Source organism: Thalassospira sp. UBA848, from assembly GCF_002295455.1.
Lineage (GTDB): Bacteria > Pseudomonadota > Alphaproteobacteria > Rhodospirillales > Thalassospiraceae > Thalassospira.
Genome location: NZ_DBGS01000005.1, coordinates 15580 through 41531 on the forward strand (window position 1 = coordinate 15580; position 25952 = coordinate 41531).

The 25952-nt window shown below is 55.3% G+C and carries 23 protein-coding genes and 1 tRNA gene; 12 read left to right on the top strand and 12 right to left on the bottom strand.

What is annotated here, in order from left to right; translation table 11 throughout:
• Positions 1–6: 6 nt before the first annotated feature.
• Both B2R48_RS00840 and B2R48_RS00845 read right to left on the bottom strand, forming a co-directional pair.
• A complete protein-coding gene (locus B2R48_RS00840) occupies positions 7–486 on the bottom strand; it encodes a hypothetical protein (protein ID WP_296996638.1) in 480 nt (159 codons plus the stop codon).
• A 90-nt stretch (positions 487–576) separates the two neighbouring features.
• Positions 577–1764 carry an EAL domain-containing response regulator gene (locus B2R48_RS00845; RefSeq protein WP_296996641.1) on the bottom strand — a complete coding sequence of 396 codons (1188 nt, stop codon included), beginning with the start codon at positions 1762–1764 and terminating at the stop codon, positions 577–579.
• A 147-nt stretch (positions 1765–1911) separates the two neighbouring features.
• Between B2R48_RS00845 and B2R48_RS00850 the strand changes: the two genes are divergently transcribed.
• From B2R48_RS00850 to B2R48_RS00870, 5 genes are all read left to right on the top strand, one after another.
• The gene (locus tag B2R48_RS00850) at positions 1912–2880 is read left to right on the top strand and encodes a DNA-binding response regulator (protein ID WP_062956977.1); all 969 of its coding nucleotides are present in this window, start codon (positions 1912–1914) and stop codon (positions 2878–2880) included.
• A gap of 173 nt (positions 2881–3053) precedes the next feature.
• On the top strand, positions 3054–3719 hold the full coding sequence (locus B2R48_RS00855) for a sugar transferase (RefSeq protein WP_296996645.1): 666 nt from the start codon (positions 3054–3056) through the stop codon (positions 3717–3719).
• Complete coding sequence (locus B2R48_RS00860) at positions 3719–4921, top strand: outer membrane beta-barrel protein (RefSeq protein ID WP_296996647.1); 1203 nt, start codon at positions 3719–3721, stop codon at positions 4919–4921. The genes B2R48_RS00855 and B2R48_RS00860 overlap by 1 nt, the downstream gene beginning before the upstream one ends.
• Positions 4922–5482 (top strand): polysaccharide biosynthesis/export family protein, encoded by a 561-nt coding sequence (locus B2R48_RS00865; protein ID WP_296996650.1) that lies wholly within the window; start codon positions 4922–4924, stop codon positions 5480–5482.
• Between the two features lie 241 nt (positions 5483–5723).
• Positions 5724–7391 (top strand): thiamine pyrophosphate-binding protein, encoded by a 1668-nt coding sequence (locus tag B2R48_RS00870; RefSeq protein ID WP_296996653.1) that lies wholly within the window; start codon positions 5724–5726, stop codon positions 7389–7391.
• Positions 7392–7428: 37 nt separating this feature from the next.
• Here the strand turns inward: B2R48_RS00870 and B2R48_RS00875 are convergent, their stop codons facing one another.
• The 4 genes from B2R48_RS00875 to B2R48_RS00890 form a co-directional block, all read right to left on the bottom strand.
• The gene (locus tag B2R48_RS00875) at positions 7429–8076 is read right to left on the bottom strand and encodes a 5'-methylthioadenosine/S-adenosylhomocysteine nucleosidase (protein WP_296996657.1); all 648 of its coding nucleotides are present in this window, start codon (positions 8074–8076) and stop codon (positions 7429–7431) included.
• A 92-nt stretch (positions 8077–8168) separates the two neighbouring features.
• Positions 8169–8245: transfer RNA gene (locus tag B2R48_RS00880), tRNA-Arg, on the bottom strand.
• Between the two features lie 150 nt (positions 8246–8395).
• The gene (locus B2R48_RS00885; RefSeq protein WP_062956983.1) at positions 8396–10132 is read right to left on the bottom strand and encodes an adenylate/guanylate cyclase domain-containing protein; all 1737 of its coding nucleotides are present in this window, start codon (positions 10130–10132) and stop codon (positions 8396–8398) included.
• Between the two features lie 408 nt (positions 10133–10540).
• On the bottom strand, positions 10541–11482 hold the full coding sequence (locus tag B2R48_RS00890) for an alpha/beta hydrolase (RefSeq protein ID WP_296996661.1): 942 nt from the start codon (positions 11480–11482) through the stop codon (positions 10541–10543).
• A 312-nt stretch (positions 11483–11794) separates the two neighbouring features.
• On the opposite strand from B2R48_RS00890, the gene B2R48_RS00895 reads away from it, so the two are divergent.
• Positions 11795–12082 carry a coiled coil domain-containing protein gene (locus B2R48_RS00895; protein ID WP_213474965.1) on the top strand — a complete coding sequence of 96 codons (288 nt, stop codon included), beginning with the start codon at positions 11795–11797 and terminating at the stop codon, positions 12080–12082.
• 98 nt (positions 12083–12180) lie between these two features.
• On the opposite strand, the gene B2R48_RS00900 is transcribed toward B2R48_RS00895, so the two are convergent.
• Positions 12181–13143: an ABC transporter ATP-binding protein gene (locus B2R48_RS00900; protein ID WP_062956987.1), complete on the bottom strand. Its 963-nt coding sequence runs from the start codon at positions 13141–13143 to the stop codon at positions 12181–12183.
• A 195-nt stretch (positions 13144–13338) separates the two neighbouring features.
• Between B2R48_RS00900 and B2R48_RS00905 the strand changes: the two genes are divergently transcribed.
• The 5 genes from B2R48_RS00905 (at position 13339) to B2R48_RS00925 (ending at position 18002) form a co-directional block, all read left to right on the top strand.
• Positions 13339–13518: a zinc-finger domain-containing protein gene (locus B2R48_RS00905; RefSeq protein ID WP_062957346.1), complete on the top strand. Its 180-nt coding sequence runs from the start codon at positions 13339–13341 to the stop codon at positions 13516–13518.
• A gap of 148 nt (positions 13519–13666) precedes the next feature.
• Positions 13667–14884: a tryptophan synthase subunit beta gene (trpB, locus tag B2R48_RS00910; protein ID WP_114129816.1), complete on the top strand. Its 1218-nt coding sequence runs from the start codon at positions 13667–13669 to the stop codon at positions 14882–14884.
• Positions 14881–15729, top strand: coding sequence for a tryptophan synthase subunit alpha (gene trpA, locus B2R48_RS00915; protein WP_296996670.1), 849 nt, complete (start codon positions 14881–14883; stop codon positions 15727–15729). Before trpB ends, trpA begins: the two co-directional genes overlap by 4 nt.
• A 55-nt stretch (positions 15730–15784) precedes the next feature.
• Positions 15785–16711, top strand: coding sequence for an acetyl-CoA carboxylase, carboxyltransferase subunit beta (gene accD / locus B2R48_RS00920; RefSeq protein ID WP_062956990.1), 927 nt, complete (start codon positions 15785–15787; stop codon positions 16709–16711).
• 1 nt (position 16712) lies between these two features.
• The gene (locus tag B2R48_RS00925; protein WP_296996673.1) at positions 16713–18002 is read left to right on the top strand and encodes a bifunctional folylpolyglutamate synthase/dihydrofolate synthase; all 1290 of its coding nucleotides are present in this window, start codon (positions 16713–16715) and stop codon (positions 18000–18002) included.
• On the opposite strand, the gene B2R48_RS00930 is transcribed toward B2R48_RS00925, so the two are convergent.
• Positions 18003–18569: an alpha/beta hydrolase gene (locus tag B2R48_RS00930; protein ID WP_296996675.1), complete on the bottom strand. Its 567-nt coding sequence runs from the start codon at positions 18567–18569 to the stop codon at positions 18003–18005. It abuts the gene before it with no gap.
• A 48-nt stretch (positions 18570–18617) separates the two neighbouring features.
• Positions 18618–19379, bottom strand: coding sequence for a hypothetical protein (locus tag B2R48_RS00935; RefSeq protein ID WP_062956993.1), 762 nt, complete (start codon positions 19377–19379; stop codon positions 18618–18620).
• Between the two features lie 302 nt (positions 19380–19681).
• Between B2R48_RS00935 and polA the strand changes: the two genes are divergently transcribed.
• On the top strand, positions 19682–22501 hold the full coding sequence (gene polA / locus B2R48_RS00940) for a DNA polymerase I (RefSeq protein ID WP_296996680.1): 2820 nt from the start codon (positions 19682–19684) through the stop codon (positions 22499–22501).
• Positions 22502–22598: 97 nt separating this feature from the next.
• Here polA and dapB read toward each other — a convergent pair whose 3' ends face one another.
• The 3 genes from dapB to B2R48_RS00955 all read right to left on the bottom strand — a co-directional run.
• On the bottom strand, positions 22599–23399 hold the full coding sequence (dapB, locus tag B2R48_RS00945; protein WP_296996683.1) for a 4-hydroxy-tetrahydrodipicolinate reductase: 801 nt from the start codon (positions 23397–23399) through the stop codon (positions 22599–22601).
• A 130-nt stretch (positions 23400–23529) separates the two neighbouring features.
• On the bottom strand, positions 23530–24678 hold the full coding sequence (gene dnaJ, locus B2R48_RS00950; protein WP_062956996.1) for a molecular chaperone DnaJ: 1149 nt from the start codon (positions 24676–24678) through the stop codon (positions 23530–23532).
• Positions 24679–24782: 104 nt separating this feature from the next.
• Positions 24783–25952: Hsp70 family protein (locus tag B2R48_RS00955; RefSeq protein WP_296996688.1), on the bottom strand; the 1170-nt coding region annotated here is incomplete at its 5' end.

Genomic DNA, 25952 nt, shown 5'->3' on the forward strand with positions numbered 1-25952 from the left:
AACGACTTAATTCGCTGCATCAACCGACTTTACCTGCCAGACGGAATAAGCCCAATAAGTATCAGTCTGAAATTGTTCATCGGCATCATAGGGAAAGATCACCCAGAACGGTCCCTTTTCGCGTACCGACATCTCCCCGCCATTCAGATGATAGGCCAGAATGGCACCATCTTCACGCAGGACATTGGCCGGTACCATGACGCTGTAATCATTGAGTGCTGAAACACGAACGGTTTCTGCGTTCAGACCATAGGTATCAAACAGCAGATCAAACGCCACACCCCGAAATGTCTGTACGCCGTCGGTCCACTCGGTCGAGGTGCTGATTTCAGTGGCCTGCAAATCCATCAGTTCCTGAAGGGTGACTTGAACCGTCTTGCCATCGGCCCTGGTCATCGAAAGCATGCTGTCTGCCCATGCCGGACCTGCAAAGAAACCAAACAATGCGACCGCAACAACGATCCGTTCAAGTGCACTTTTCATCATCGTTCTCATGCTCCATCACATGCATATACAGAGTGGTCGCCAGCTAACGTTTTTCAATCCCGGATTACCGGAAATTTGACGACATATTGATCAGCCTGACGCCCGAAGCGACGTCATTGCAGTTTCTTCCCACTGTTCGAGCGGAACCGGTGCGCCAAGATGAAACCCCTGTAGTTCGGTTATACCGTAAACCTGAAGTTTTTCTGCCACTTTCGAGCTTTCAATCCCCTTGGCCGAAATCGAAAGACCCATTTTCGAACAGACCTGTGCAATCCATTCGACAAAGGCATCATCAAGGAAATCGGTCATGATGCCGCGCACCAGATTGCGATCAAGCTTGATCCCGGCGAACACTTCCTGACGCAGCAAATGCAGCGAGTTGTTGCCCGATCCGAAATCATCAATCAAAAGTCCGATGCCGCGCTCGCGCAAGCGCGCTGCACTTGCCAGCATTTCAAGATCATTGGGCAACAGTTGTTTTTCGGGAACTTCAAAGGACACATTCACACCGCGCATCCGCATCTTTTCGTAAAACCGGATGATCAGTTCAAAGAATTGCGGCGTCTTGAGCGAAAAGGCCGACAAATTGACCGCAATATTGGCCTGGTCGCCCAGAAGCGCACTATAACGTGGCGCCTGATCGACCATGATCGCCATCAACTGGCTGCCAAGACGGTTGATGACCGGATTGTCCTCGCAGGATTCGATGATCTCGTCGATCCCGAATTCCTTTTCAAGCGACGGCATGCGACACAAAATTTCTGCACCGCACAGACCAAGATCACTTGCGCGGAAACGCGGCTGCAAAACGGTATGGAAATCAGCGCGATCAATCGCATTGTTGACCATATGGGCCGACGGACCGATCGGCATGCTTTTGACGCCAAGATCGGTTTTCAGAATACGATCAATCGCCTCCTTGAGCGTCGCGACCGAAACCGGCTTGGCCAGCACACGGGATACCATCGCCTGATTGATGGCCTCGCGCAAAGACAGGCTTGAAACATTGCCTGACAATAGCATCCGATGGATGTTCGGCGCCAGACGCGCTGCCTGCTTAAGGAACGTAATGCCATCAAGGGCGGGCATCACCAGATCGGCAATGATCAGATCGGTCCGCGTGTGGTTCTGCGCAAGCCAGCCCAGTGCCGCCTGCCCATCCGTGTAGGTCACGAATTCAAAGCACCCCGACAGAGTACGACGTACCGCTGCGAGCAACTTTTCATCATCATCGACCATCAGAATGACGGGGCGCTGTATCTCAACCTGATCTTGCACAGGACTTCTCCGAACGCGGATTACCGCAAAAACCATCTCAGTCAGCCATGCAAAAATGCGCCGTCGACGCACAGCAGGCTTTGAAGCGTCGAAGATTAGTGTCAGACTGCCATTCTCCGACATCCCCATTTGTGGAGGGCAGTTTTAATGACGGCCAACAAGTTGGTCCGACTTGCATTTGTTGATGATGACGAAAACCTTCTGTCGTCCCATCGCCGCAATTTTGCCCGTCTGCGCCCGGACTGGGAGGGTGTCTTTCTCAATGATCCGATTGCCGCACGCGATGCCATTACGGCAGATGCTGATATCGCGGCTGTCATCCTTGATATTCACATGCCCGGCATGACCGGACTTGAACTTGCCGCAGAGCTGCGCAAGGCACGCAAGGACCTGATCATCTTGATGCTTACCGGGTATGCTGATCTGCAATCAGCACTGCTTGCGGTAAACGAGCTGGGCGTGTTTCGCTTCTATCCAAAGCCGACCATGCTCGAAACGATGCTCGATGACATCGACGCTGAAATCAAAAGCCGCCTTGGCCAAAACGAGGATACCCTGCCAACGGAATTCCTTGATCTGTTTGAGCTGGGCGTGATTGCCGTTGATGCGGACCTTAATATCCTGCACCTGAATGCGCAGGGGGCTGATGTATTGCGTCGATCATCCCTGGTGCGATCAGGTTCACAAGGGCAGCTGATCATTGATCCAAACCCCGAAGGACTAGCTGGCTTCTTGTCACCGCAGGGCAAGACTGTGCCGCGCAGTCATCAAAGTTTTTCGCTTGAACGTGATGGTGAAAAACTCTCGCTTCTGATCCGTCGGGTCCCGAAAAAAGCCGATGGCAAACAAAGCTTCATGATCATTCTGGTTGATCCGGCCAAGCAGCGCCCGCCCGCCATTGACGATCTGATGGATCTGTTTGGCCTGACCCGTTCTGAAGCCAAGCTGACCCAGAAACTTGCCGAAGGTCTCGCCCTTGATCAGGCCGCCGAACTTGTGGGGATTTCACATAGTTCCGCGCGCACATACCTTAAGACGATCTTTTCGAAAACCGGTGTCAACCGCCAGCCCCAGCTGATGAAAACCGTGCTTTCAAGCATTCCATCCTTACGCTAACGCGCTGTAACTTCGACCTTAAATCTGACCTTGCAGCCAAGGACACATGCCATAAAAACTTGAAAATGCCGCCAATACATCTACCCTGAGTTATGAAACATCAGGGATGATGCATGTTGGGGTGGGCATCGGGTTTGATCAGGAATACCGACATATCAGAACCGCCGCGGGCCTTGATTTGGCCTCGCTCTGCCTATGACGGATTTGCCAAACGCGCCTGTGACCTGATCCTTGCCGGGCTTGGATTAATCCTGCTTTCGCCGGTTCTGGTTGCCATTGGTGTGTTGCTGTTCGGGTTGGGCTTTAACAAACCGCTTTTTCTTCAAAAACGCGTTGGCCAGCACGGTCGGACCTTTGTCATTTTCAAGTTCAGAACCCTGCGCAACAGGACCTGTCGTAAGGTTCCCCCGCCGATACTTCGTGGTTCAAAAAGGTTCACATTGATGTTGCGCCTCAGCGGTCTTGATGAATTGCCGCAACTCATAAACGTGCTGAAAGGCGAGATGTCGCTGGTCGGGCCGCGCCCGCACAGCCTTGTCGATGATCACAACTTTACTGCGCGCATCGCGGGCTACGCCGATCGGCTGGCAATCAAACCGGGTATGACCGGCTGGGCACAGGTTCAGGGCTGGCGTGGCCCGGTTTGTAACGAGGATCATTTACATGCGCGCATTACCTGCGACCGCCAGTATATCCGGCGTCAAAACCTTCTGTTTGATGGCTTCATTCTGATCCGAACGCTTGCTTTGCCTTTCAAAACATCGGGGCATTCCGCGCCGTGGCAACGGCCCTGTCATGGGCTGGAACCCTGCCTTCATTGCGACCGGCGGCAGGTTTGATGCACAGATACTTCCTGCCCGTTGCACTTGTTTTGGCAATCACGCCTGGCGCTGCGCAGGCGATGGATCAGCCCGATGACCCCGGCGGCATTCGGATCGGTCGCCTCTTGGCCACACCATCGCTTGGTACCGGCGCGCGATATGACAGCAACATCTTTCAAAGCGATGCCAACCCGACCAGCGATGTCATCACAACCCTGACCCCGCGCCTGACCCTGCAAGGCGACTGGCGGGTTTTTCATCTGCATCTTTCTGCGGGTGGCGAGCTTGGCTTTTTTTCGGACTCTTCGGCCGACGATTATCAGGATGCCACTGTCGAGATTGCGGGCAATGTCGAACTGGGCACCACTTCGATAGAGGGCGGGATTGATGTCAAACGCAGCCATGACGCGCGGGGTAGCAACGATGTTCCGACAAGTGCGACCGAACCTGTGATCTATCGCGATGTCCGTGCGCAAATCGGCGGCCGCCATGTGACCAACGGCCTGCATTACGAATCACAGTTTTCGCTGCGCCGTCTGGCGTTCGAGGACAGCACGGCGCGCAACGGATCGCATATCCGCAATGATGACCGTGATCGTCTTGAACTGCGCGAAACCCTGCGTGTTCTCTGGCCACTTGATCTTGGCCGCGAAGCCTATGGCGAAGTCACATTCAACCAGCGCCAATATGACCGTATTCCCGATGATGGCGGGCGTGTTCGCGATTCTTCTGGCTATCAGCTCCTTGGTGGTATCCGCCTTGACCTGACCGATCTGATCCGCGCTGATCTGGCTGCAGGATGGATGAGCCAGACCTATGCCGACCCGGCCTTTGGCGACATCGCCGATTATACGTTGCGTGGTGATTTTGACTGGTCGGTCACCCGTCTGACCAACATCACGTTCAATGCTGCGCGTACCGTGCGCGAAACCACCCAAACCGGGGCCAGCGGCATTCTGGCCCTTGAAGCAGGGGCGGCCATTTCCCATGAACTGCGCCGGTGGCTAAGCCTTTCAATCAACGCTGCCTACAGCTCTGAAAACTATCAACAGACCACGCGGCGCGACACCATCACGCAGTTGGGGTTTGGTATAGGCTATGACCTTAATCGCTTTGCACAGATCGAAGGCGGCATTGCCTATGACCAGCGAAACTCAAACAGCTCTGGTGAGGATTATGAACGCCTGCAAAGCCACCTCCGCCTCAAGCTGGAGATGTAAATGACCAAAAAAGCGCACCGATCCATTTCCCGGCTCCCACAACTTTATGCCGCCCTTGTCATGCTGATGACCATGGTGATGGTCCCGATGGCAGCGGCGCAAACCATTTATGTCATGGATAGTGGTGATACAGTGCGCGTCACCGTGTTTGGCGAACCGGACCTGTCTGGCGAATTCAAGGTCGATGCCATGGGCAGGTTAAACCTTGCACTGATTGGGCAAGTTGATGTTCGCAACCTCACCACCGATCAGGCCCGTCAGAAAATCCATGATGCCTATCAGGATGGCTATTTGCGTCATCCCGATATTGCGGTCGAAATCATCGCCTTCCGCCCGTTTTTCATCATGGGGGAGGTCAATCAGCCGGGTTCCTATGACTATGTACCGGGCATGAATGTGCTCAATGCCATCGCAATTGGTGGCGGGCTGAGCTATCGCGGCGATGAAGATGATATCGAAATCCTGCGCGGTCATGACGCATCCCGCGTCGTCATTCCGGCAACGCTCGCCACCATCGTCATGCCCGGTGATATCGTACGCGTGGCAGAAAGATACTTCTAAGTCACTACGATTTGGCGAATTTGCAGTATAATCGACTATGATTTTTCGATCAAAACGCAGGGGTTTTAGAACCACTCGATATATCGTCGGATTTTCTGCCATTTTGCAGATCTGGCATCTTTACCTTTGCCCGTTTTCCATGATGAAATCGCGATCACGCCATCATTAGGGTCAGAACCTTGATGGCAAACCGATAAACTCAAAAAGCCTATTTTGCCCCACGCAACGGAGTTCACGAAACATGTCCGGGAAAACAGAAACGCGCCATGGCGGACGCATTCTGGTCGATCAACTGGCCCTGCACGGGGCCGAACGCGTCTTTCTTGTTCCGGGCGAAAGTTACCTCGCCGTGCTTGATGGCCTTGTCGATCATCCCGACATGGAACCGATCATCTGCCGACAGGAAGGTGGTGCTGCCATCATGGCAGAGGCCTATGGCAAGCTGACCAACAAACCCGGTATTTGCATGGTCACCCGTGGTCCGGGTGCCACCAACGCATCAGCCGGCGTGCATGTCGCCCATCAGGACAGCACACCGATGATCCTGCTGGTCGGGCAGATCGGGCGCGACATGGTTGATCGCGAAGCGTTTCAGGAAGTCGATTACCGCAAAATGTTCGAACCGCTTGCCAAGTGGGTCGGACAGATTGATGACATCAACCGCATCCCGGAATATATCAGCCACGCCTATCACATCGCGACATCCGGTCGCCCCGGCCCGGTGGTTCTGGCCCTGCCCGAAGACATGCTGTCTTCAAGCACCGATGTTGCCGACGCCAAACCCTATGTCCCGGTCGAGGCCAAAACAGCGCCTGAAGATGTCTCTCGCTTCCGTGATGCTCTTGCGAAATCCGAAAAGCCGGTCATGATCGTTGGCGGGGGTGGCTGGACTCGCGAAGCGACTGAAAACCTTAAATCGTTTGCACTTCGTAACAATGTGCCGATTGCGACAAGCTTCCGTTGTCAGGACTATATCCCCAACACGCATAGCCACTTCATTGGTGATGTCGGCATCGGCATCAATCCGAAGCTGGCCGAATTCATCAAGGACAGTGATCTTGTGATTTTGGTCGGCTCGCGCATGGGGGAAATGACCAGCAGCGGCTATAGCCTGCTTGATATCCCCTGCCCGCAACAGAAACTCGTCCATGTTTACAGCGGGCCGGATGAACTGGGCCGGGTCTATCGCCCGGATGTCGCAATCAATGCGTCCCAGCGATCCTTCCTGCGTGCGATTGCCATGATGGAGCCGGTGGATGGATCGGCCCGCGACGAGATGATCGAAACAGCACACGCCAATTACATCGCCTTTTCGACCCCGGTCGAAACACCCGGTGATGTCAAAATGGCCCATGTGGTGGCGGAACTGCGCGAAAAGCTGCCCGATAATGCGATTGTCACCAATGGGGCGGGCAACTATGCCGCCTTTTTGCATCGCTTCTTCCGCTACCGGGAATACCGCACCGAACTGGCACCGACCTCGGGCTCGATGGGCTATGGCCTCCCGGCCTCGGTCTCGGCCAAGCTTGCCCATCCAGATCGTCCGGTGGTCTGTCTTGCCGGTGACGGGTGTTTCTTGATGCATGGGCAGGAATTTGCCACCGCCGTGCAATATGGCGCAAATATCATCACGCTGGTGGTCAATAACGGCATGTTTGGTACCATCCGCATGCATCAGGAACGCAACTATCCCGGTCGTGTTTCCGGCACCGAACTGCACAACCCGGATTTCGCCGCCTACGCCAAGGCCTTTGGCGGATATGGCGAAACCGTCACCAAAACCGCGGATTTCGGCCCGGCCTTTGACCGCGCTGTTGCCTCCGGCAAACCGGCGATCCTTGAAATCCAGGTGGACCCACAGGCACTCACCCCGGTCAAAACCCTTGATCAAATCCGCGCAGGCACCTAAAGAATTCTTGATTGTTTCGAAAATGCAATAAGCGGGATCAGCGTTTGGGAATGCTGATCTCGCCGCTTTCCAGTCCTGCTTTCAGGGCATCAACGGCAACGGCCAGCTTTTCGTCAACGACATGCAGATAAGCCGTCCAGTCCGAAAGCTTGGAAAGCTCTTCCTTGCCATCGGAAATGCCGCGCAAACCAATCAGCGGCACATCAAACTTGTGGCACGCCCGCAGGATGGCAAAGCTTTCCATATCAACCATGTCTGCATCAATCACGTCGTAAGCTGCGCCTGACACCACATTGGCCCCGGTCGACAAACGTGCTTCGGGAATGCCTGGAATGCGCAACGCCATCTCGATCTCGGCGGGCAGATCAACAAACGGCGTGCAGCCCTTCTCAAAGCCCAGAACCGATGCATCCATATCGCGATAGGATACCGATACCGCCTGATAAACCTCGGCCTGCTCCAACGTGCGCGACCCGGCCGACCCCAAGGTCACCACAAGATCAGGCAAATCACCCGCCAACTTCAATTCGGTCAACGCAGCCGTCAGATTGATCGCAGCCTCCACCGGCCCAACCCCGATCATGAGCGGCGTGAACCGCTCCTTGAGGTAATCCCCATACTCCGCCGGTGCCGCCATACAAAACAGCACGTTATGACCAGAAAGATTGTGAAGGTAGCCGCGCATAATCCTAATCCCGAATTTCGAATGATTTCGGGAAGATTAAACACCCATGCCGGAAATACCAGCACAAACAGGGCTATGATTTTGGGGAGATTTGGCGCACCCGACAGGATTCGAACCTGTGGCCTTCGCCTTCGGAGGGCGACGCTCTATCCAGCTGAGCTACGGGTGCGCAATATGTGGGGCCATGACTGGGATATGTGGCCCGAGTGCGATGGGTGATACAGGTTTTGGCCTGAACGGGCAAGGGTTTTCGAACCTGTTTGGCACCTTGGTCATCACCGATCCCGGTTAAGGTAACCTTGGCAGGTTCCGGCTGCAATCAGCTTTCGACATCGCGGCGTTCATATGGGTCACGCACCACCCATGTGCCGTTCCATTCGCGGTCCTGTTCACGCCTCTCAAGGCGTTCCATCCGGTTCATCATCAGCTGGGCGGCAAAGTCGCTGTCATCAAATTCCATGACTTCTTCATACAGCGGGCGGGCGGCATCGAAATTGCCATCGCGATAATGTGCCATGGCGGTTTCATATTTGCTGCGCCATTCGCGCCGTTCATCGGAAAGCTGTCCACCGGGGGCCAGGACTTCGTAAAGGAAGACAACCTTTTCCGTACCCAGCAGCACCACATGATCCAGATCGCGCATCTCAACCTCGCCCGATGCCATGCTGGCGGTTTCGTGGGACGCGAGAATTTGCGTGCCATAAACCCGGTTGGCCTTTTCAAGGCGGTTGGCGTAGTTCACGCAATCGCCAACCACGGTATAGGCGCGGGACTTATCCGTGCCGATGGAACCAACCACGACCTCGCCAGTCGCAATGCCAACACGGATTTCAAGGCCATGATCACCGATCAGATCGGCATATTTGGTCTTAAGCGCGTTAAAGCGCGCGACCTGTTCAAGGGCTGCCTGACAGGCATGCTTGGCATGCGCCCCTTCGCCGCAGAAGGGCGGGCCCCAGAAGCCAATCACCCGGTCGCCGACAAAGTTGTCGATAATGCCGCTTTGATTGGCGATCGGTTCAGTCATCGCGGTCAGATAGTCATTGAGGAAATCGACAAGTTTTTCGGGCGGGGTATGTTCGGCCAGCCAGTCAAACCCGGTCAGGTTCACGACACTGACCGTCATCACGCGCTTTTCGGAATTCTCAAGCGCGGTTTCCTGATTGATAAGATTATTGATGACTTTCGGATCGACATATTTGCCAAACCGTTCGCGCATCCGAAACCGCACACGAAGTTCGCGGGTCATGCGGTTAAAGGCATCGGCCATGCGGCCAAAATCACCCTTGGTGCTGAATTCAAGCTTGGTATCAAGCTTGCCCGATTGAACGGAGTTAAGCGCATTGGTCGTCTTGCGCACGGCAATCACCACCGCATGCGCCATGTAATAGGCCAGCGAGATACCGATAATCACGGCAGCCAGCATCATGATGAATTCGGCCTGAATCAGGAAATCTTCACGCTTGGAAACGTTTTCCACCGTGTCGGCGGCGTAATCTTCAAGCAGGCGAATTTCGTTGCGCAGGTTCAGCACGATAATCCGGTGCAGGCCGCGCACGGTTTTTTCCTGCGCCCCGGCATCGGGAAGATTGCCCTCGCTGACCTGATCAAGCAGCCGTTCAACACCAAGGGAAAACTGTGCCGACACATCAGCGAATTCACGCATGCGCACATCAAGATCAAGTAGTACGCCTTCGTCAAAATGACCAGATGCCTGCGCCCGACCAAGGGCCGCAAAGGTAAAGGATTTGCGAAACGCCTGTTCGATCTGGGTTTGCTTGGCTTCGATTTCGATTTCGAGACCATTCAAAAGCGATGTCTGCGGCCCGTCGCGTTCGACCACGCGCATGTATCGGTCAATCAGTGAAATCTGTTCAAGCTGGCGCGCACGAACATCCGAAAGCGAGTCCTTGACCGGCGTGACATAGCGCGACACCGCTTCAAGATCGCCATTGATGCCAAGGGACTGGATCACGGAGAACCCGGTGGCCACGACGAGCCACACGACAAAAAAGGCCGCGACACCCAGGAACTTCGCCCGAATGGTCCTTAGCATGCCGGTCCTGATCCTCCGGTTAAGTGATGGTGCACCGTCAAACGCTGCTTGGCATATCGGAACGAAACAGCGGTTCGACAACCCGCATAATGCATTGCAACTGCAGGGTCAGGACCCGTCAATATGCTTGCAGTGGTCTGCAAAATTTGTGCGGATACGCAAAGCAAGATCGCAGGGATATATTTATATTTCAAGATTTTGCGACAAAGTAGCGGTGCAAATTTTACTGATCCGAAGGACAATCGCTATCTATGCAATCTTCTGCGTCAAAGTCCTCGACCGGGCATTAGCCCGCTCTTCGAACATTTCCTAGTATTTCGCATAGATAGCGATTGCCACTGTAACCATATTGACGGGTCCTGACCCTTGAAAAGGCTACCTGATCATGCATTGGTGGTCAAAACGCAATCAGTTAATGGTGCAGGAATAATTTTGATCGGTTTGCCCACCCATCACCCAACGCCGGATATCCTCGATCGCCACCGGCCCGTTCAGATCCCGCAGCAGCATGTGATAACCCGCCCGATAGAGGCAGCGATGATAGGCAGGCAGACCAAGGCTTGAGAGTTCATCATCAAGGGCCACAACCGCATCGGGCGGGATCACCTGATCCTGCACGCCCGACAGCAAAAGGGTCGGCACTGAAATGTCGCGGGCACGAATGCGCGCCAGATCCATGATATCCGCAACCCCGGCGATCAGATCGACCCGAACGGCGGACATCATGTATGGATCACGCGAAAGCCGACGCAGCATTTCGATATTGTCCGACGGCCAGATATCAAGCCCCTGCCCGGTCAGCGGCAACCATGGCAGGCTGTGCGACATGATCGAAAGCGGAGCTGTCTGATACCACGGCATCATATCGCGGTTCCAAACTGCGGGTGCCACCAGAACCAATCCATCCATCAAATGCCCGCGGGTGGCAGCGGTAATGATCGCCACCGCCCCGCCCATCGAATTGCCGAGAAGATAAACCGGCGTATCGGGGTAGCGTGCACGCAGCAGGGTCAAAACATCGCTGGCATCATTGACCAGGCTTGCCGCCCCGGCCCAGAACGGGCGCGACGGGCTTCGACCAAAGCCCCGCTGATCAAAGGCATAAATGGCAATCCCGCTTGGGCCGATCTGCTCGCCCAACTCCATGAAGGCATTGGCATAATCGCCCATCCCGTGCAGACCAAGGATCACCGCATCGGGATTTTCAAGATCACCCCAACTTTGCAACGGCAGCTCCGTCCCGTCAGCCGCAACAAAAACATCTGGTCCAAGCACGGTCTGGGCAATCGGTGGCCCCGCCGAGCGAACGGTCGGCGCACAGGCGCCAACCATCCCGGCAAGCAAAAGCATGGCACAAAGGCGAAAAACGGGACGCAAAAAACACGCTGACAAGACGGTGACCAACCCTACGTAGGAAACAGGGACACTCAATGAAGATCATAATGCGTTCGCCCGCAAGGTATTGTCACACATTACATATTCCAGGCAGGCAGACGGGTTATTGACGAAATTCTGGTTTAAGGTTTAACCAATCGGCCCAATCTAGTAGAACTACAGCAGGTTCAGCGGGTTTTTTAATCCAATGACAGATGCAGACATTGGTTATTTTGCCTTGTTGCCATAACGATCGTTCCACACGTTTTCCAACGAAAGGATACGACCATGAGCATGAAAGAAGCTTACGAGAAAAAACTGGAAGCACAACTCAACGAGTGGAGTGCCCAGATTGACAAGCTTAAGGCGCAGGCTGATTTGGCGGAAGCCGACGCACAACTGCAATATCAGAAACAGGTCCAGGAACTGCGCGCCATGCAAGACGAGGCCGAGCAGAAGCTCCGCGAATTGCAGCAATCAAGCGATGACGCCTGGAACGACCTGAAGGCGGGCATGGATAACGCTTGGGACTCGATTGAAGCCGCGATGAAGGCGGCTTCCAACAGGTTCAAGTAATCAAGCGGTTCAAAACGTAATCACACAAAACCCCGCAAGTTTTCTTGCGGGGTTTTGTATATCTCGCCAAATCAAAGACCAGGTTCAGGCCGTCAGGATCACGCAGCCTTGCCCGCGCGTTCCTTGTTGTTGTCACGCGTCAGCATCAGGAAGATGTCCTCAAGGTCGCCTTCCTCGGTCGACAGGTCCTTGATCGCCAGGCCACAGCCGTGAATCGCTTCAAGGATTTCCGCCATCTGCGTGTTGCTGGGGCGGTAATGAAGGGCGATCTGGTTTTCCGATTTAAGCTCCGCACCCCAGGGCGACAGAGCTTCGGGTACTGCGTTCAGTTCGTTGTTCACGGTCAGAATCAGCGTCTTGTGATCAATCCGGCGCAGCAGGCTGCGCTTGTCTTCATGGGCAATCACGTTGCCCTGATTGATGATCGCGATCTCGTCACACAGTTCTTCGGCTTCTTCAAGATAATGCGTGGTCAGGACGATGGTCACACCCGCCGCGTTCAGTTCCTTGACGTAAGCCCAAAGCTGCTGGCGCAGTTCGATATCGACACCGGCCGTCGGTTCATCAAGGACCAGTACGGGCGGTGTATGCACCATGGCCTTGCCGACCAGAAGACGGCGACGCATCCCGCCCGACAGCGAACGGGCATACGAGTCTGCCTTGTCTGCCAGGCCAATGGCGGCCAGAATCTCGTCGGTGCGGCGTTCGGGTTTGGGCACGCCATAGAGGCCGGCCTGCAATTCCATCACCTGACGCGGGGTGAAAAATGCATCAAGGTTCAGTTCCTGCGGCACAATCCCGATGGAACAGCGTGCTGCACGCATCTGGGCTTCGATATCATATCCCCAGATTTTTGCCGTACCGCTGGACTTGGTCACGAGACCGGCCAGGATGTTGATAAATGTAGATTTTCCGGCACCGTTCGGACCCAGCAGGGCAAAAAACGAGCCGCGCGGTATTTTGAGCGAAACGTTATCAAGGGCGAGTTTTTCGCCGTTTGATCCCTTATAGACCTTTGTCAGCCCCTCGACTTCGATGGCATAGTCGGGCATTGCAGTCATATGTCAGTGATCTCCACTCTTTTCCGCGTCGCCTGTTTGCGCTAAGACCATGGGGCGCCATGAGCACGCGGAAGTATTGATTGAATATGCCCAATCGGTATCATTCCCGGGAAACCGGGGTCAATGCTGTCCACAGTGCGTGGCCAATCCCGATGGTCATACAAGCCTGAAAATGGCAAACTTGGAACTGGATATATGAAGATCACCGAAGAAATCAAAGTCGGCACGTTAAATGTTGCCTGTGACGGCGGAAAAGGTCACCTTGGGCACCCGACCGTTTACCTCAATCTTGAGGACAAGGGTGAGGTGGTCTGCCCGTACTGCTCGAAAAAATATATCTTCGACAAATCCTTGGCCGAGCACGCAGCCCACTAATCCAAACCCTGCTATTTCGGGTACAGTATGGGGCCAGACACCGCCGGTCCTTGCGCACTGGCGGTCTGGCAAACCATATAGTGTCACCTGATTTGCACCTGCCTATGCTGTCGTGAACGCCATCACGGCCAATCCACGGGGAACTTCCATGACGTCTTCTGCACCTAACAGCTTTCGCGCCCTGCCCGATCCGGACGGACATTTTGGCAATTTCGGTGGACGCTTTGTCGCCGAAACCCTGATGCCGCTGATCCTGGAGCTGGAACAGGCCTATAAGGACGCCAAGGCAGACCCCGCCTTCAAAAAGGAGATGGACTACTATCTCCGTCACTATGTTGGCCGTGAAAATCCGCTTTATTTTGCCGAACGCCTGTCCGAGCACCTTGGCGGCGCAAAGATCTATTTCAAGCGCGAGGATCTCAACCATACCGGCGCGCACAAGATCAACAACTGCATCGGCCAGATTCTGTTGGCCAAGCGCATGGGCAAAACCCGTATCATTGCCGAAACCGGTGCTGGTCAGCATGGCGTTGCGACCGCGACCGTTTGTGCACGCTTTGGCCTGCCCTGCACGGTCTATATGGGCTCGAAGGACATCGAACGTCAGTCGCCCAACGTGTTCCGCATGCGCCTGCTTGGTGCCGAAGTCAAACCGGTTGTATCGGGCTCAAACTCGCTCAAGGATGCGATGAACGAAGCCCTGCGTGACTGGGTCACCAACGTTGAAGATACGTTCTATATCATCGGTACGGCAGCTGGCCCGCATCCCTATCCGGAAATGGTCCGTGATTTCCAGTCAGTAATCGGCAACGAATCCCGTCAACAGATCATGGAAGCCGAAGGCCGCCTGCCCGATCAGGTGATTGCCTCTGTCGGTGGCGGTTCGAACGCGATTGGCCTGTTCCATCCGTTCCTGGATGACAAGGGCGTTGACGTCGTGGGTGTCGAAGCCGCCGGTCACGGCGTTCACACCGGCAACCATGCCGCAAGCCTGTCTGCCGGTCGGCCGGGTGTTCTGCACGGCAACCGGACCTATCTGCTGATGGATGATGACGGCCAGATCAAGGAAGCCGATTCGATTTCGGCCGGTCTGGATTATCCGGGCATCGGGCCGGAGCACAGCTGGCTTAAGGATATCGGTCGCGCGCGCTATGAGCCGATCACGGATAAAGAGGCGCTTGAGGCCTTCAAACTCTGTTCGGAACTCGAAGGCATCATTCCGGCACTGGAATGCAGCCACGCGATTGCGCAGATCATGAAAGAGGCCCCGAAAATGGGCAAGGACCAGATCATCCTCATGTGTCTGAGTGGCCGGGGTGACAAGGACATCTTTACCGTGGCCGAAGCACTGGGAGTAGAATTGTGAGCGACGCTATCATCGGCGGCCAGGACCGCATCGCCAAACGTTTTGCCAAGCTCAAGGAAGAAGGCCGTGCAGGTCTGGTAACCTTTATCACTGCAGGCGACCCGGACCCGGAAACCTCGTTTGAAATCCTCAAACAGTTGCCTGATGCCGGTGCAGACATCATCGAGCTGGGCATGCCGTTTACCGATCCGATGGCCGATGGCCCCGCCATTCAGGAAGCATCGATCCGGGCCCTTGATGCCGGCATGCATATGCGCAAGACCCTGTCGATTGTGCGCGGCTTCCGCGATCAGGACCATGAAACGCCGATCATTCTGATGGGCTATTACAACCCGATCTATATCTATGGCGTTGCCGAATTTCTTGAAGATGCGCGCAATGCCGGTGTTGATGGCCTGATCGTTGTTGATTTGCCGCCCGAAGAAGATCCGGAACTGTGCATCCCGACGGTGGAAAAGGGCCTGTCCTTTATCCGCCTGACCACGCCGACCTCTGATGACAAGCGTCTTCCGAAACTTGTTCAGAATACCTCTGGCTTTGTTTACTATGTCTCGGTTGCCGGTGTGACCGGTGCCGGATCGGCCAGCAATGACCAGATTGTCGAAGCGATGGGGCGTCTGAAGCGCCATACCGACCTTCCGATTGCGGTCGGATTTGGCATCAAGACTGCCGAACAGGCAGCAGACGTGGCAAAGCAGGCAGATGCCGCGGTGGTAGGTTCGGCAATCGTATCAAAAATTGCCGAAAGTCTTGACGAAAACGGCAAGGCCACCGATAAGACCGCCTCTATGGTTACCGGCCTTGTGCGTGAACTTGCAAACGGGGTCCGAAACGCGCGCAAGTAAGCTGTGCTGCGTTTGAAAGAACCGATATAGACAGAACCAAGGATCAGTATCCGATATGTCGTGGCTGACTGAATTCGTCCGTCCAAAGATTCAGAAACTTGTTCGCCGCACTGATGTGCCCGAAAATCTGTGGCACAAATGCAAATCTTGCGAACAGATGATTTTCCACCGCGATCTGGCAAAGAACAATCATGTTTGCCAGCACTGCGGTCATCACATGCGCATTTCTGCCAAGGACCGTCTTGCGACCCTGTTTGATGATGGCAAGTACCAGACCATCGAACTGCCCAATGTCCCGGTCGATCCGCTGAGATTCCGCGATCAGAAGAAATATACCGACCGCCTCAAGGCCGCACAGGCCAAAGCAACCTTCAAGGATGCGCTGGCTGTGGCGCACGGCGAAGTCGGCGGTCATGCGACCGTTGTTGCTGTTTTTGACTTCTCCTTCATGGGCGGGTCAATGGGCATTGCGGTGGGCGAAGGCATTGTTGCTGCGGCCGAACTGGCCTGTGTGCAAGATGCGGCCCTGATCATCGTACCGGCTTCGGGTGGCGCACGTATGCAGGAAGGCATTCTCAGCCTGATGCAGATGGCCCGTACCACGGCGGCGATTGAAAAGGTCAAGGAACAGGGCCTGCCCTATTTTGTCCTTCTGACCGATCCGACCACCGGCGGTGTTTCGGCATCCTTTGCCATGCTGGGCGATATCCAGATCGCCGAGCCGGGCGCACAAATCGGCTTTGCCGGGCGTCGCGTGATCGAAAGCACCATCCGCGAAAAACTGCCTGATGACTTCCAGACGGCCGAATACCTTCTGGAACATGGCATGGTGGATATGGTCGTGCCGCGTTCGGAACTGAACGCGACCTTTGGCCGCCTCATCGACATGATCCGTCGCACCAAACCGGGTGCGGCTGTGGTGCCGATCAAGGATGCCAAGGCTAAATCGACCAAATCCAAAACTCCGAGTGCGGATAAATAACTTGGCGGGCAGCGACGCAATCCTTGCTCGCCTCGGCAAGCTGCACCCGAAAGTCATCGACCTTTCGCTGGGGCGGATTACCCGACTGCTTGAAAAGCTGGGCAATCCGCACCTTGCCCTTCCGCCTGTCATTCATATTGCCGGCACCAATGGCAAGGGATCGACCCTGGCCTATCTGCGGGCGATCTATGAGGCTGCGGGTCTTCGGGTGCATTGCTCCACCTCGCCGCACCTGGTGCGCTTCCACGAACGCATCACCCTTGCAGGGGACATGATCTCCGAAGATGCGCTTTGTGAACTTCTTGAAGAAGTCGAAGCGGTCAATGGCAGAGAATCGATTACCTTCTTTGAAATCACCCAGGCGGCGGCGTTCCTTGCCTTTTCGCGCGTTCCGGCCGATGTGTTGCTGCTTGAAACCGGTCTTGGCGGGCGCGTGGATGCATCCAACGTCATTGATGCCCCGGCAGCAACCGTAATTACCCCGATTTCGCTTGATCATCAGGGGTTCCTTGGCGATACAATTGCCAAGATCGCCTTTGAAAAAGCCGGGATCATGAAAACCGGGGTTCCCTGTATCACTGCCCCGCAAAGCCTTGAGGCCTTTAACAAACTGGCCTGCTATGCCAACCGGATTTCGGCCCCGATCTTCAATGATTTCGCCGTCATTGAAGAACGCGAAGACGGCTTTGCCATTCGCATTGGCAGCGATCAGATCGACCTGCCACACCCGGCCCTGCCCGGGCGCCATCAATACACCAATGCCGCCACCGCGATTGCCACCGTGCGCAAGGCGGGCATTCCCGGCTGTGACGGCATGGATACGGATATCCTTGCGCGCGGCCTTGAAACCGCAAGCTGGCCTGCACGGCTGCAAAAACTGACCACCGGGCCGCTGTGTGATGCCTTGCCTGCTGGCTGTGAGCTGATTCTGGATGGTGGCCACAACATCGCCGCGTCCGAAGCCATCGCCGACTGGCTATCGCGTCAGCCCGCTGGTGATACCGTGGTGATCATGGGCATGCTTGATAATCGCGATGCCTCGGCATTCCTCAAACCCTTGGTAACGCACATCACAGCCTTTGCCGGCGTCCCGATCCCCGGCGAACATCAGGCCCATCTGCCCGAAACCCTGCGTGATGCCGCGATTGCGTCCGGCATTAGCCCGGCCTTTTCCTGTGACGGGTTCGAAGCCGCCATTACGCCGCTTCTCGATGCCTGTGCAACGCCGAAGCGGGTATTGATTCTCGGTTCGCTCTATCTGGCCGGGCTGGTTCTGGAAAATCACGCCTGATCAATCGTATATAAGAATTTTCTCAATCAATCCTGTAATATCACCGTCTAACAGTAAGTGTCCGGCGGTGTTTAACCGAATTTGATCCGCGTGGGCGAAGTGCTGCATATAGGTTTCGCAATGCGCGAACCTGACAATTTTGTCGTCTACGCTGTGGCAAAAATGTATTGGTTTACATTCTTTTAGGACCGCAACTTCATCCTCGGTCAGAGAAAAATCAGTGACTTCCCAATCCGCCAGCCCCCAAAACGGAGCGGCGATGCTAAAGATCGCGGAAAATCGGTCCTTGCCGCGCCAGATATCGGGGTTTCGCGCCAGGTATTGCAAAATGGATGATCCACCAAGCGAATGGCCAACCAAAACGGCCCCTGATTTCGCTTGCGATACCGTCTGGTCGATCTGAGACAACCATGCATCTATATCCGGGCGCTCAGGATCGGGCATCAAGGGTGCGATGATGTTGAATTTGTCGCCCAATGCCGCTTCAAACCGTGAAATCAGGCCGGTACTGCCATTCTTACCGCCTTGCGGACCAGCACTGTGGATAAAAACCAGATCACGTTTCACTGTCAAGATGCCTCCGTCATTTTTCAGTGGCCATCAAACCGTCCGTGTTCAGACGTCGGGCAACTCGACTTTGCGGCGCGCATTGCCATTTGTCGGCCCGCCACCACCGTCGGTACTGCGCAGGCGCAGATTACCCGCCTTGTGCACACGGCGGCGATCACCCTGAACCGGGGGCGGCAGACCCTTGTTACCCTTTTTGGTGTCATCATTTTTGGTCAATCCGGGATCGCCATTTTTGGCCGCCTCGCGTTTGACCTTGCGCCCGGTAATCCAGGTATAGCCCAGCACATACAGCAAAAATCCACCCACACCGACGGTCAGGGTCAGGAACTGCAAAACCGGTATGAAACTGCCAAAAATCTGCCCGCCACCATAGATCATGAAAATGCAAAGCGCGGCCACCGGGGCAAGTGCCAAAAAGAAGATACCGCGTACCTTGTGGCGGATCGGGCCATAATGCATCAGCATCGCATAGAACAGATACATCAGCGCGACAAAGACCACGAGTTTGATCAGCAAGATGAAGTGATCAAAATTGGCAAGACGTTGATTGCGTTCGTAAATGCCAAAGACAACAAACAAGCCATGGACGATCAGACCAAAGATGCCGAAGGTCAGAATAAAGCGCAGCCAGACGCTGACGCTAAAAAACCTGCGCCATCCCGTACCGTTCGCATTGCGACGGTCTTTCTGCTTTTTGCGTTTCCGGGTGGCAAGCTTCATATCATCTGAGAGCTCACGCGCCGGACCTGCAGTTTCCACGCCGATGCCTTTTGGCAAGAATTCCGGCTTGCTTGTTTTCCGGGCCACGAACCCGATCTCCCATGTCCCTTGGGATGAAGTTATTCGTTACCATAGCAATCCCGAGGCAAGCTGATAAGCACAAAGAAGAACGGCGCTAGAAAACCCCGCGAATGAGGGCGTTACCGTTCTTGTTTCGAATTCGAAACTTTATCGAGTGCAAGCTCTGAACACCATCAAACTCTCTTGCCCAAATCTGTCAGGAGGTCAGGCTGTTTTTGCCCGAAATCGGCAGGCGGTACTCGACTTAAGGGCCCGGATCGGGCATTCTTCGGACCAATCATTTTCACGCATAAAAGAGCACGAGACGCATGACAGATTCCGCCCCGTCCGATACCGGTTCGTCCGCCGACAAAGCCCCGCGTCGCGTCGTTCTGGTTGACGGTTCCGGCTTTATTTTCCGCGCTTTCCACGCCCTGCCACCGATGACGAGCCCCGATGGCACGCCGGTAAATGCGGTCTATGGCTTCTGCACCATGCTGATGAAGCTGCGCGAAGATACCAAACCCGACCATATGGCGGTGATCTTTGACACCAAGGGCAAGTCGTTCCGCAACGACTTCTATCCGGATTACAAGGCACATCGTCCGCCACCCCCCGAAGAACTCGTCCCGCAGTTTGGCCTGATCCGTGATGCGACACGCGCTTTCAACCTGCCCTCAATCGAACTTGACGGCTTTGAAGCCGACGATCTGATCGCGACCTATGCCCGCCAGGCCGAGGCAGAAGGTTCTGACGTGATTATCGTGTCTTCGGACAAGGACCTCATGCAACTTGTCACCGATCGGGTGCAAATGTTTGATGCGATGAAGAATCGCACCATCGGTGCTGCCGAAGTTCTGGAAAAATTTGGCGTCAACCCGGACAAGGTCATTGATATTCAGGCCCTTGCAGGCGATTCCGTTGATAACGTGCCCGGTGTGCCGGGCATTGGTGTTAAGACCGCCGCCCAACTTATTGATGAATATGGTGATCTTGATTCTCTACTGGAGCGCGCTGGCGAAATCAAACAGCCCAAGCGCCGCGAGAAACTGATCGAAAATGCCGAACTTGCCCGTATTTCGCGCGACCTGGTGACGCTCAAGACCGATGTGCCGGTGGTTGAACCGCTGGGTGACTTCGAATTGCGCGAACCGGATCCCGAAGTTCTTTTAAGCTTCATCGCAAGTCACGGCTTTAAATCATTGCTTTCTAAAGTAAAGTCGAAATTTGGCGGCGATGTCGAGTTTGAAAGCCCGACGGCCGCCGGTGTTGGCATCAATGATATCAAGGTCGAAAAGGCCGAATATGAACTGGTGCAGGATGAAGATCGCCTAAAGCACTGGATTTCCGAGGCCGAGTATCTTGGCACCGTCGCGGTTGATACCGAAACCACATCGCTTGATGCCCATACGGCCAAACTGGTCGGCGTTTCGCTTTCGACCGAGCCCGGCAATGGCTGCTACATCCCGCTCGGCCATGTTGGTGGCGAGGCACAAGGTGGCTTTGACTTCGGTGATAATCCTGCCGAGAACAAGGACGCGCCCAAGCAAATCAAGCTTGAACGCGCGATTGAGCTTCTCAAACCGCTGCTTGAAGACCCGGGTGTTCTCAAGGTCGGCCAGAACCTGAAATACGATATGATCGTTCTGGCCCGTCATGGCGTCAATGTTGCCCCGATGGATGACACCATGGTGCTGTCCTATGTGCTTGATGGCACCAGCCACGGGCACGGCATGGATGAACTGGCCGAGCTGCACCTTGATTACAAACCGATTTCCTTCAAGGACGTCTGTGGCAGTGGCAAAACCCAGATCACCTTTGATCAGGTCCCGCTCGACAAGGCGCTGGATTACGCGGCCGAGGATGCCGATATCACGCTGCGCCTGCATCGGTTGCTCAAACCTCGCATCGCACAGGAACATATGGCCAGCGTCTATGAGACGCTTGATCGTCCGCTGGTCCCGGTTCTGGCCAAGATGGAAGGCCTTGGGGTCAAGGTCGATGCCGAAATCCTGAAAAACCTGTCCGATGATTTTGCCAAACGCATGGCATCGCTTGAAGAAACCATTCACGAAATGGCGGGCGAGCCATTCAATCTTGGCAGTCCCAAGCAGCTGGGCGAGATCCTGTTTGATAAAATGAGCCTGCCCGGCGGTAAAAAGACCAAAACCGGCGCCTGGCAGACCGGGGCCGACGTGCTTGAAGCCCTGGCCGCACAGGGCCATGACCTGCCAGCCAAGCTTCTGGAATGGCGTCAGCTTTCCAAGCTCAAAAGCACCTATACAGACGCCCTTGCCCATCACATCAATCCCAATACAGGGCGGGTACACACCAGTTACGGGCAGACCAACGTCAATACCGGACGTTTGTCATCGAACGACCCGAACCTGCAAAACATCCCGATCCGAAGCGAGGAAGGCCGGAAAATCCGTACCGCCTTTGTCGCCGAATCAGGTCACAAGCTGATTTCTGCCGACTATTCGCAGATCGAGCTGCGCCTTCTGGCCCATGTGGCCGAGATCGAAGCACTTCGCGAAGCGTTCAAGAACGGCGAGGACATCCACGCCGCAACCGCATCAAAGGTCTTTGGTGTGCCGATCGAGGGCATGGACCCGATGGTCCGCCGCAAGGCCAAGGCGATTAACTTTGGCATCATTTACGGCATCTCGGCCTTTGGTCTGGCCAACCAGCTTGGCATTCCGCAAAAAGAGGCCAAAGCCTTCATCGAAGCCTATTTCGAGATTTATCCCGGCATCCGCGATTACATGGACGAGGCCAAGGAATTTGCCAAAAAGCACGGCTTTGTCCGCACCCTGTTTGGCCGCCACATCCATATCAGCGGCATCAATGACAAAAACGGCATGCGCCGGAGCTTTGGTGAACGTGCCGCCATCAACGCCCCGATTCAGGGCGGGGCGGCAGACATCATCAAACGCGCGATGATTGCCGTTCCCGGTGCCTTGCTTGATGCCGGGCTCAAGACCCGCATGCTGCTTCAGGTCCACGATGAATTGATCTTTGAAGCCCCGGAAGACGAAACCGAAAAGGCGATCAAGACCATCCGCGAGGTCATGGAAAATGCCGCCCATCTTTCAGTACCGCTGATTGCTGATGCTGGCACCGGCGATAGCTGGGCCGACGCGCACTGATCAGCGCGTCCAGACGCACAGAAACCAAAAAAGACCCCGCTGCAGTTCATTGCTGCGGGGTCATCTTGTATCAGGTTCGCTTTGTCGCGCTAAGCGATTAGAGTCCCAGTACTTCACGCATGGAATAAAGGCCCGGTGCCTTGCCTTCGGCCCATTTGGCGGCACGGACAGCACCCTTGGCAAAGACTTCGCGTGACGATGCCTTATGGGTGATCTCGATCCGCTCCCCCTCGCAGGCAAAGACAACCGTGTGATCACCAACCACATCACCACCGCGCAGGGTCGCAAAGCCGATGGTGCCGTCTTCACGTGCACCGGTATGGCCATCGCGCGATCGCACAGAAACCTCATCAAGGTTCACACCACGGCCCTTGGCCGCGGCTTCACCCAGGCCAAGCGCTGTGCCCGACGGCGCATCGACCTTGTGTTTATGGTGCATTTCAACGATTTCGATATCGGCCACATCCTTATCAAGGATGCTTGCCACCTTCTCGACCAGCGCAAAGGCCAGATTCACACCAACACTCATGTTCGGGGCAAAGATGATCGGAGCCATTTTGCCTGCGACCTTCAGCTCGTCTTTCTGATCATTGGAAAGGCCGGTGGTGCCGATCACAAGGATCTTGCCGGTTTCAGCGGCCAGTTTCGCATGCTTCATGGTCGCGGCCGGGGCAGTAAAATCAATTACTGCATCAACCGCTTCAAACAGTGCCTTGGGATCGTCACCGACGACAACACCGCTTTCTTCCAGACCAGCGATCAGGGTGACGTCCTTGCCGATGAACGGGCTTCCGGGCAGGTCCGTGCCGCCACCAACTTCACATCCCTTGGTCTTGGCGGTTTCATTCACCAGCATCCGTCCCATACGGCCCGCACATCCAACAATCCCGATCTTCATTTCCGGTCTCCTCCGGGCAAGCAAGTTCAAATTTGTAATTGCTTTAACACAAGGCCCTGACAGCGCAAAACAAAACCCCCGACAAAGCTGCCGGGGGTTTTGGAAATCAATCTTTCACAGCACACGCCGATCAGTCAGTCAGGTCTTTCCAGATTTCTTTCATCTTGGAAAAGAACCCTTCGCTTTCCGGGCTGGAACCTTCTTCGCGCGAAATCTCGTCGAATTCCTCAAGCAGTTCCTTCTGACGGTCTGTCAGATTGACCGGGGTTTCGACACTGACTTCGACAAACATGTCACCCCGTGCCTGACTGCGCAGGATGGTCATCCCCTTGCCGCGCAGACGAAGCTGCTGACCGGACTGTGTGCCTGCCGGGATGTTGATCCGCGTACGGGTCCCTTCGATCGTTGGCACCTCGATGGTGCCGCCAAGGGCAGCCTTACCCATCGGGATCGGAATCCGGCAATAAAGGTTGGCACCTTCACGCTGGAAGAAGCGGTGATGGGCAATATCAAGGAAGATATAAAGATCGCCCGCTGGCGCCCCATTCGTCCCTGCCTCGCCCTCGCCTGCAAGGCGAATGCGCGTGCCGTCTTCGACACCGGCCGGAATGGTGACCTGAAGGGTCTTTTCCTTTTCAACGCGGCCAACACCGTGACAGGCCTTGCACGGGTTCTTGACGATCTTGCCCTTGCCATGGCAGCTCGGGCAGGTGCGTTCAATGGTAAAGAATCCCTGCTGCGCGCGAACCTTGCCGTGACCATTACAGGTCGGGCAATTGACCGGCTGCGAACCGGCTTCGGCACCGGTACCGTCACAGCTTTCGCACGATACGGACCCGGGGATGGTAATCTCGGCCTTTTTGCCTTCGAACGCTTCTTCAAGCGAGATCGCCATGTTGTAGCGCAGATCTGCCCCGCGGGAAGATCCGCCACCACCGCGGCGACCGCCGCCCATGGCGCCAAAGATTTCGTCAAAGACGTCGGCAAATCCACCGCCGCCAAATCCACCGCCGAAGCCGCCACCAAAGCCGCCTCCGCCACCGGGGCCACCCTGTTCAAAGGCGGCGTGGCCAAAGCGGTCATAGGCCGCACGTTTTTCCTGATCCTTCAGGATTTCGTAGGCTTCGTTAACCTGCTTGAATTTGATTTCAGCTTCGGTATCGCCCGGATTTTTATCCGGGTGATATTTCATGGCTTGCTTGCGATAGGCGCTTTTCAGCTCGGCTGCGCTGGCATCTTTGCTGACACCCAACAGCTCGTAATAATCTTCTTTCGCCATCTGTAACTCCGAAATACGGTCGGGCCGTTCCAGCAAATCCTTGCGTCCGGAACGGCCCGATTTTTCTTTACAGGGCGTCGTTCAAGACGACCTCTGCGGTCGCCCTACTTGTCTTTTTTGTTGTCATCGACTTCTTCGAAGTCGGCGTCAACAACACCGTCGTCGGCCTGAGCAGAGGCATCAGCGTCTGCCGCTTCACCGTCACCAGCTTCTTCCTGCTGGGCCTGATACATGGCTTCGCCAAGTTTCATCGAGGCCTGCTGCAGTTCATTCAGCTTGGTGGTGATGGCTTCGGGATCTTCACCGTCCTTGGCTTCTTTCAAAGCCGACAGGGCGTTTTCGATTTCCGACTTGGTCGCATCGTCAACCTTGTCACCATGCTCCGAAAGGTTCTTTTCGGTGGCGTGGATGATGGCTTCTGCCTGGTTGCGGGCTTCCACAAGGGCCTTACGCTTCTTGTCGGCTTCGGCGTTGCTTTCCGCGTCCTTGACCATGTTTTCGATCTCGTCGTCGGAAAGACCACCAGATGCCTGAATACGGATCTGCTGTTCCTTGTTGGTCGCCTTGTCCTTGGCAGACACGTTGACGATACCGTTGGCATCAATGTCAAAGGTCACTTCAATCTGCGGAACACCGCGCGGTGCCGGCGGGATACCAACCAGATCGAACTGGCCAAGCATCTTGTTATCGGCTGCCATTTCACGTTCACCCTGGAAGACGCGGATGGTCACGGCCGTCTGATTGTCTTCAGCGGTCGAGAAGGTCTGCGACTTGCGGGTTGGGATCGTGGTGTTACGGTCGATCAGGCGGGTGAAGACACCACCGAGCGTCTCGATACCAAGCGACAGCGGGGTCACATCAAGCAGAAGAACGTCTTTGACGTCACCCTGCAGGACACCACCCTGAATCGCGGCACCAAGGGCAACAACCTCATCCGGGTTCACACCTTTGTGCGGATCACGGCCAAAGAACTCTTTAACGCGTTCCTGAACCTTCGGCATACGGGTCATGCCGCCGACCAGAATGACGTCGTCGATTTCACCTGCGGTGATACCGGCGTCTTTCAGGGCCGCTTTGCACGGGGTCATGGTGCGTTCGATCAGATCGGACACCAGACCTTCAAGCTTCGCACGCGACAGCTTGATGTTGAGGTGCTTCGGGCCGGATGCGTCTGCGGTGATGAACGGCAGGTTGACATCGGTCTGCATCGACGAGGAAAGCTCGATCTTGGCTTTCTCGGCAGCTTCTTTCAGACGCTGCAGGGCCAGACGGTC

What these genes read in the sequence shown, in the direction of transcription:
- B2R48_RS00875 (WP_296996657.1), bottom strand. Translation starts at nt 8,076, where the DNA reads ATGCGCGGCTACCTTCACAATCTTTCTGGTCATAACGTGCTGTTTTGT.
- B2R48_RS00905 (WP_062957346.1), top strand. Translation starts at nt 13,339, where the DNA reads ATGAAGATCACCGAAGAAATCAAAGTCGGCACGTTAAATGTTGCCTGT.
- accD (WP_062956990.1), top strand. Translation starts at nt 15,785, where the DNA reads ATGTCGTGGCTGACTGAATTCGTCCGTCCAAAGATTCAGAAACTTGTT.
- B2R48_RS00865 (WP_296996650.1), top strand. Translation starts at nt 4,922, where the DNA reads ATGACCAAAAAAGCGCACCGATCCATTTCCCGGCTCCCACAACTTTAT.
- dapB (WP_296996683.1), bottom strand. Translation starts at nt 23,399, where the DNA reads ATGAAGATCGGGATTGTTGGATGTGCGGGCCGTATGGGACGGATGCTG.
- B2R48_RS00860 (WP_296996647.1), top strand. Translation starts at nt 3,719, where the DNA reads ATGCACAGATACTTCCTGCCCGTTGCACTTGTTTTGGCAATCACGCCT.
- B2R48_RS00850 (WP_062956977.1), top strand. Translation starts at nt 1,912, where the DNA reads ATGACGGCCAACAAGTTGGTCCGACTTGCATTTGTTGATGATGACGAA.
- B2R48_RS00895 (WP_213474965.1), top strand. Translation starts at nt 11,795, where the DNA reads ATGAGCATGAAAGAAGCTTACGAGAAAAAACTGGAAGCACAACTCAAC.
- trpB (WP_114129816.1), top strand. Translation starts at nt 13,667, where the DNA reads ATGACGTCTTCTGCACCTAACAGCTTTCGCGCCCTGCCCGATCCGGAC.
- B2R48_RS00890 (WP_296996661.1), bottom strand. Translation starts at nt 11,482, where the DNA reads ATGCTTTTGCTTGCCGGGATGGTTGGCGCCTGTGCGCCGACCGTTCGC.
- dnaJ (WP_062956996.1), bottom strand. Translation starts at nt 24,678, where the DNA reads ATGGCGAAAGAAGATTATTACGAGCTGTTGGGTGTCAGCAAAGATGCC.
- B2R48_RS00900 (WP_062956987.1), bottom strand. Translation starts at nt 13,143, where the DNA reads ATGACTGCAATGCCCGACTATGCCATCGAAGTCGAGGGGCTGACAAAG.
- polA (WP_296996680.1), top strand. Translation starts at nt 19,682, where the DNA reads ATGACAGATTCCGCCCCGTCCGATACCGGTTCGTCCGCCGACAAAGCC.
- B2R48_RS00840 (WP_296996638.1), bottom strand. Translation starts at nt 486, where the DNA reads ATGATGAAAAGTGCACTTGAACGGATCGTTGTTGCGGTCGCATTGTTT.
- B2R48_RS00870 (WP_296996653.1), top strand. Translation starts at nt 5,724, where the DNA reads ATGTCCGGGAAAACAGAAACGCGCCATGGCGGACGCATTCTGGTCGAT.
- B2R48_RS00885 (WP_062956983.1), bottom strand. Translation starts at nt 10,132, where the DNA reads ATGCTAAGGACCATTCGGGCGAAGTTCCTGGGTGTCGCGGCCTTTTTT.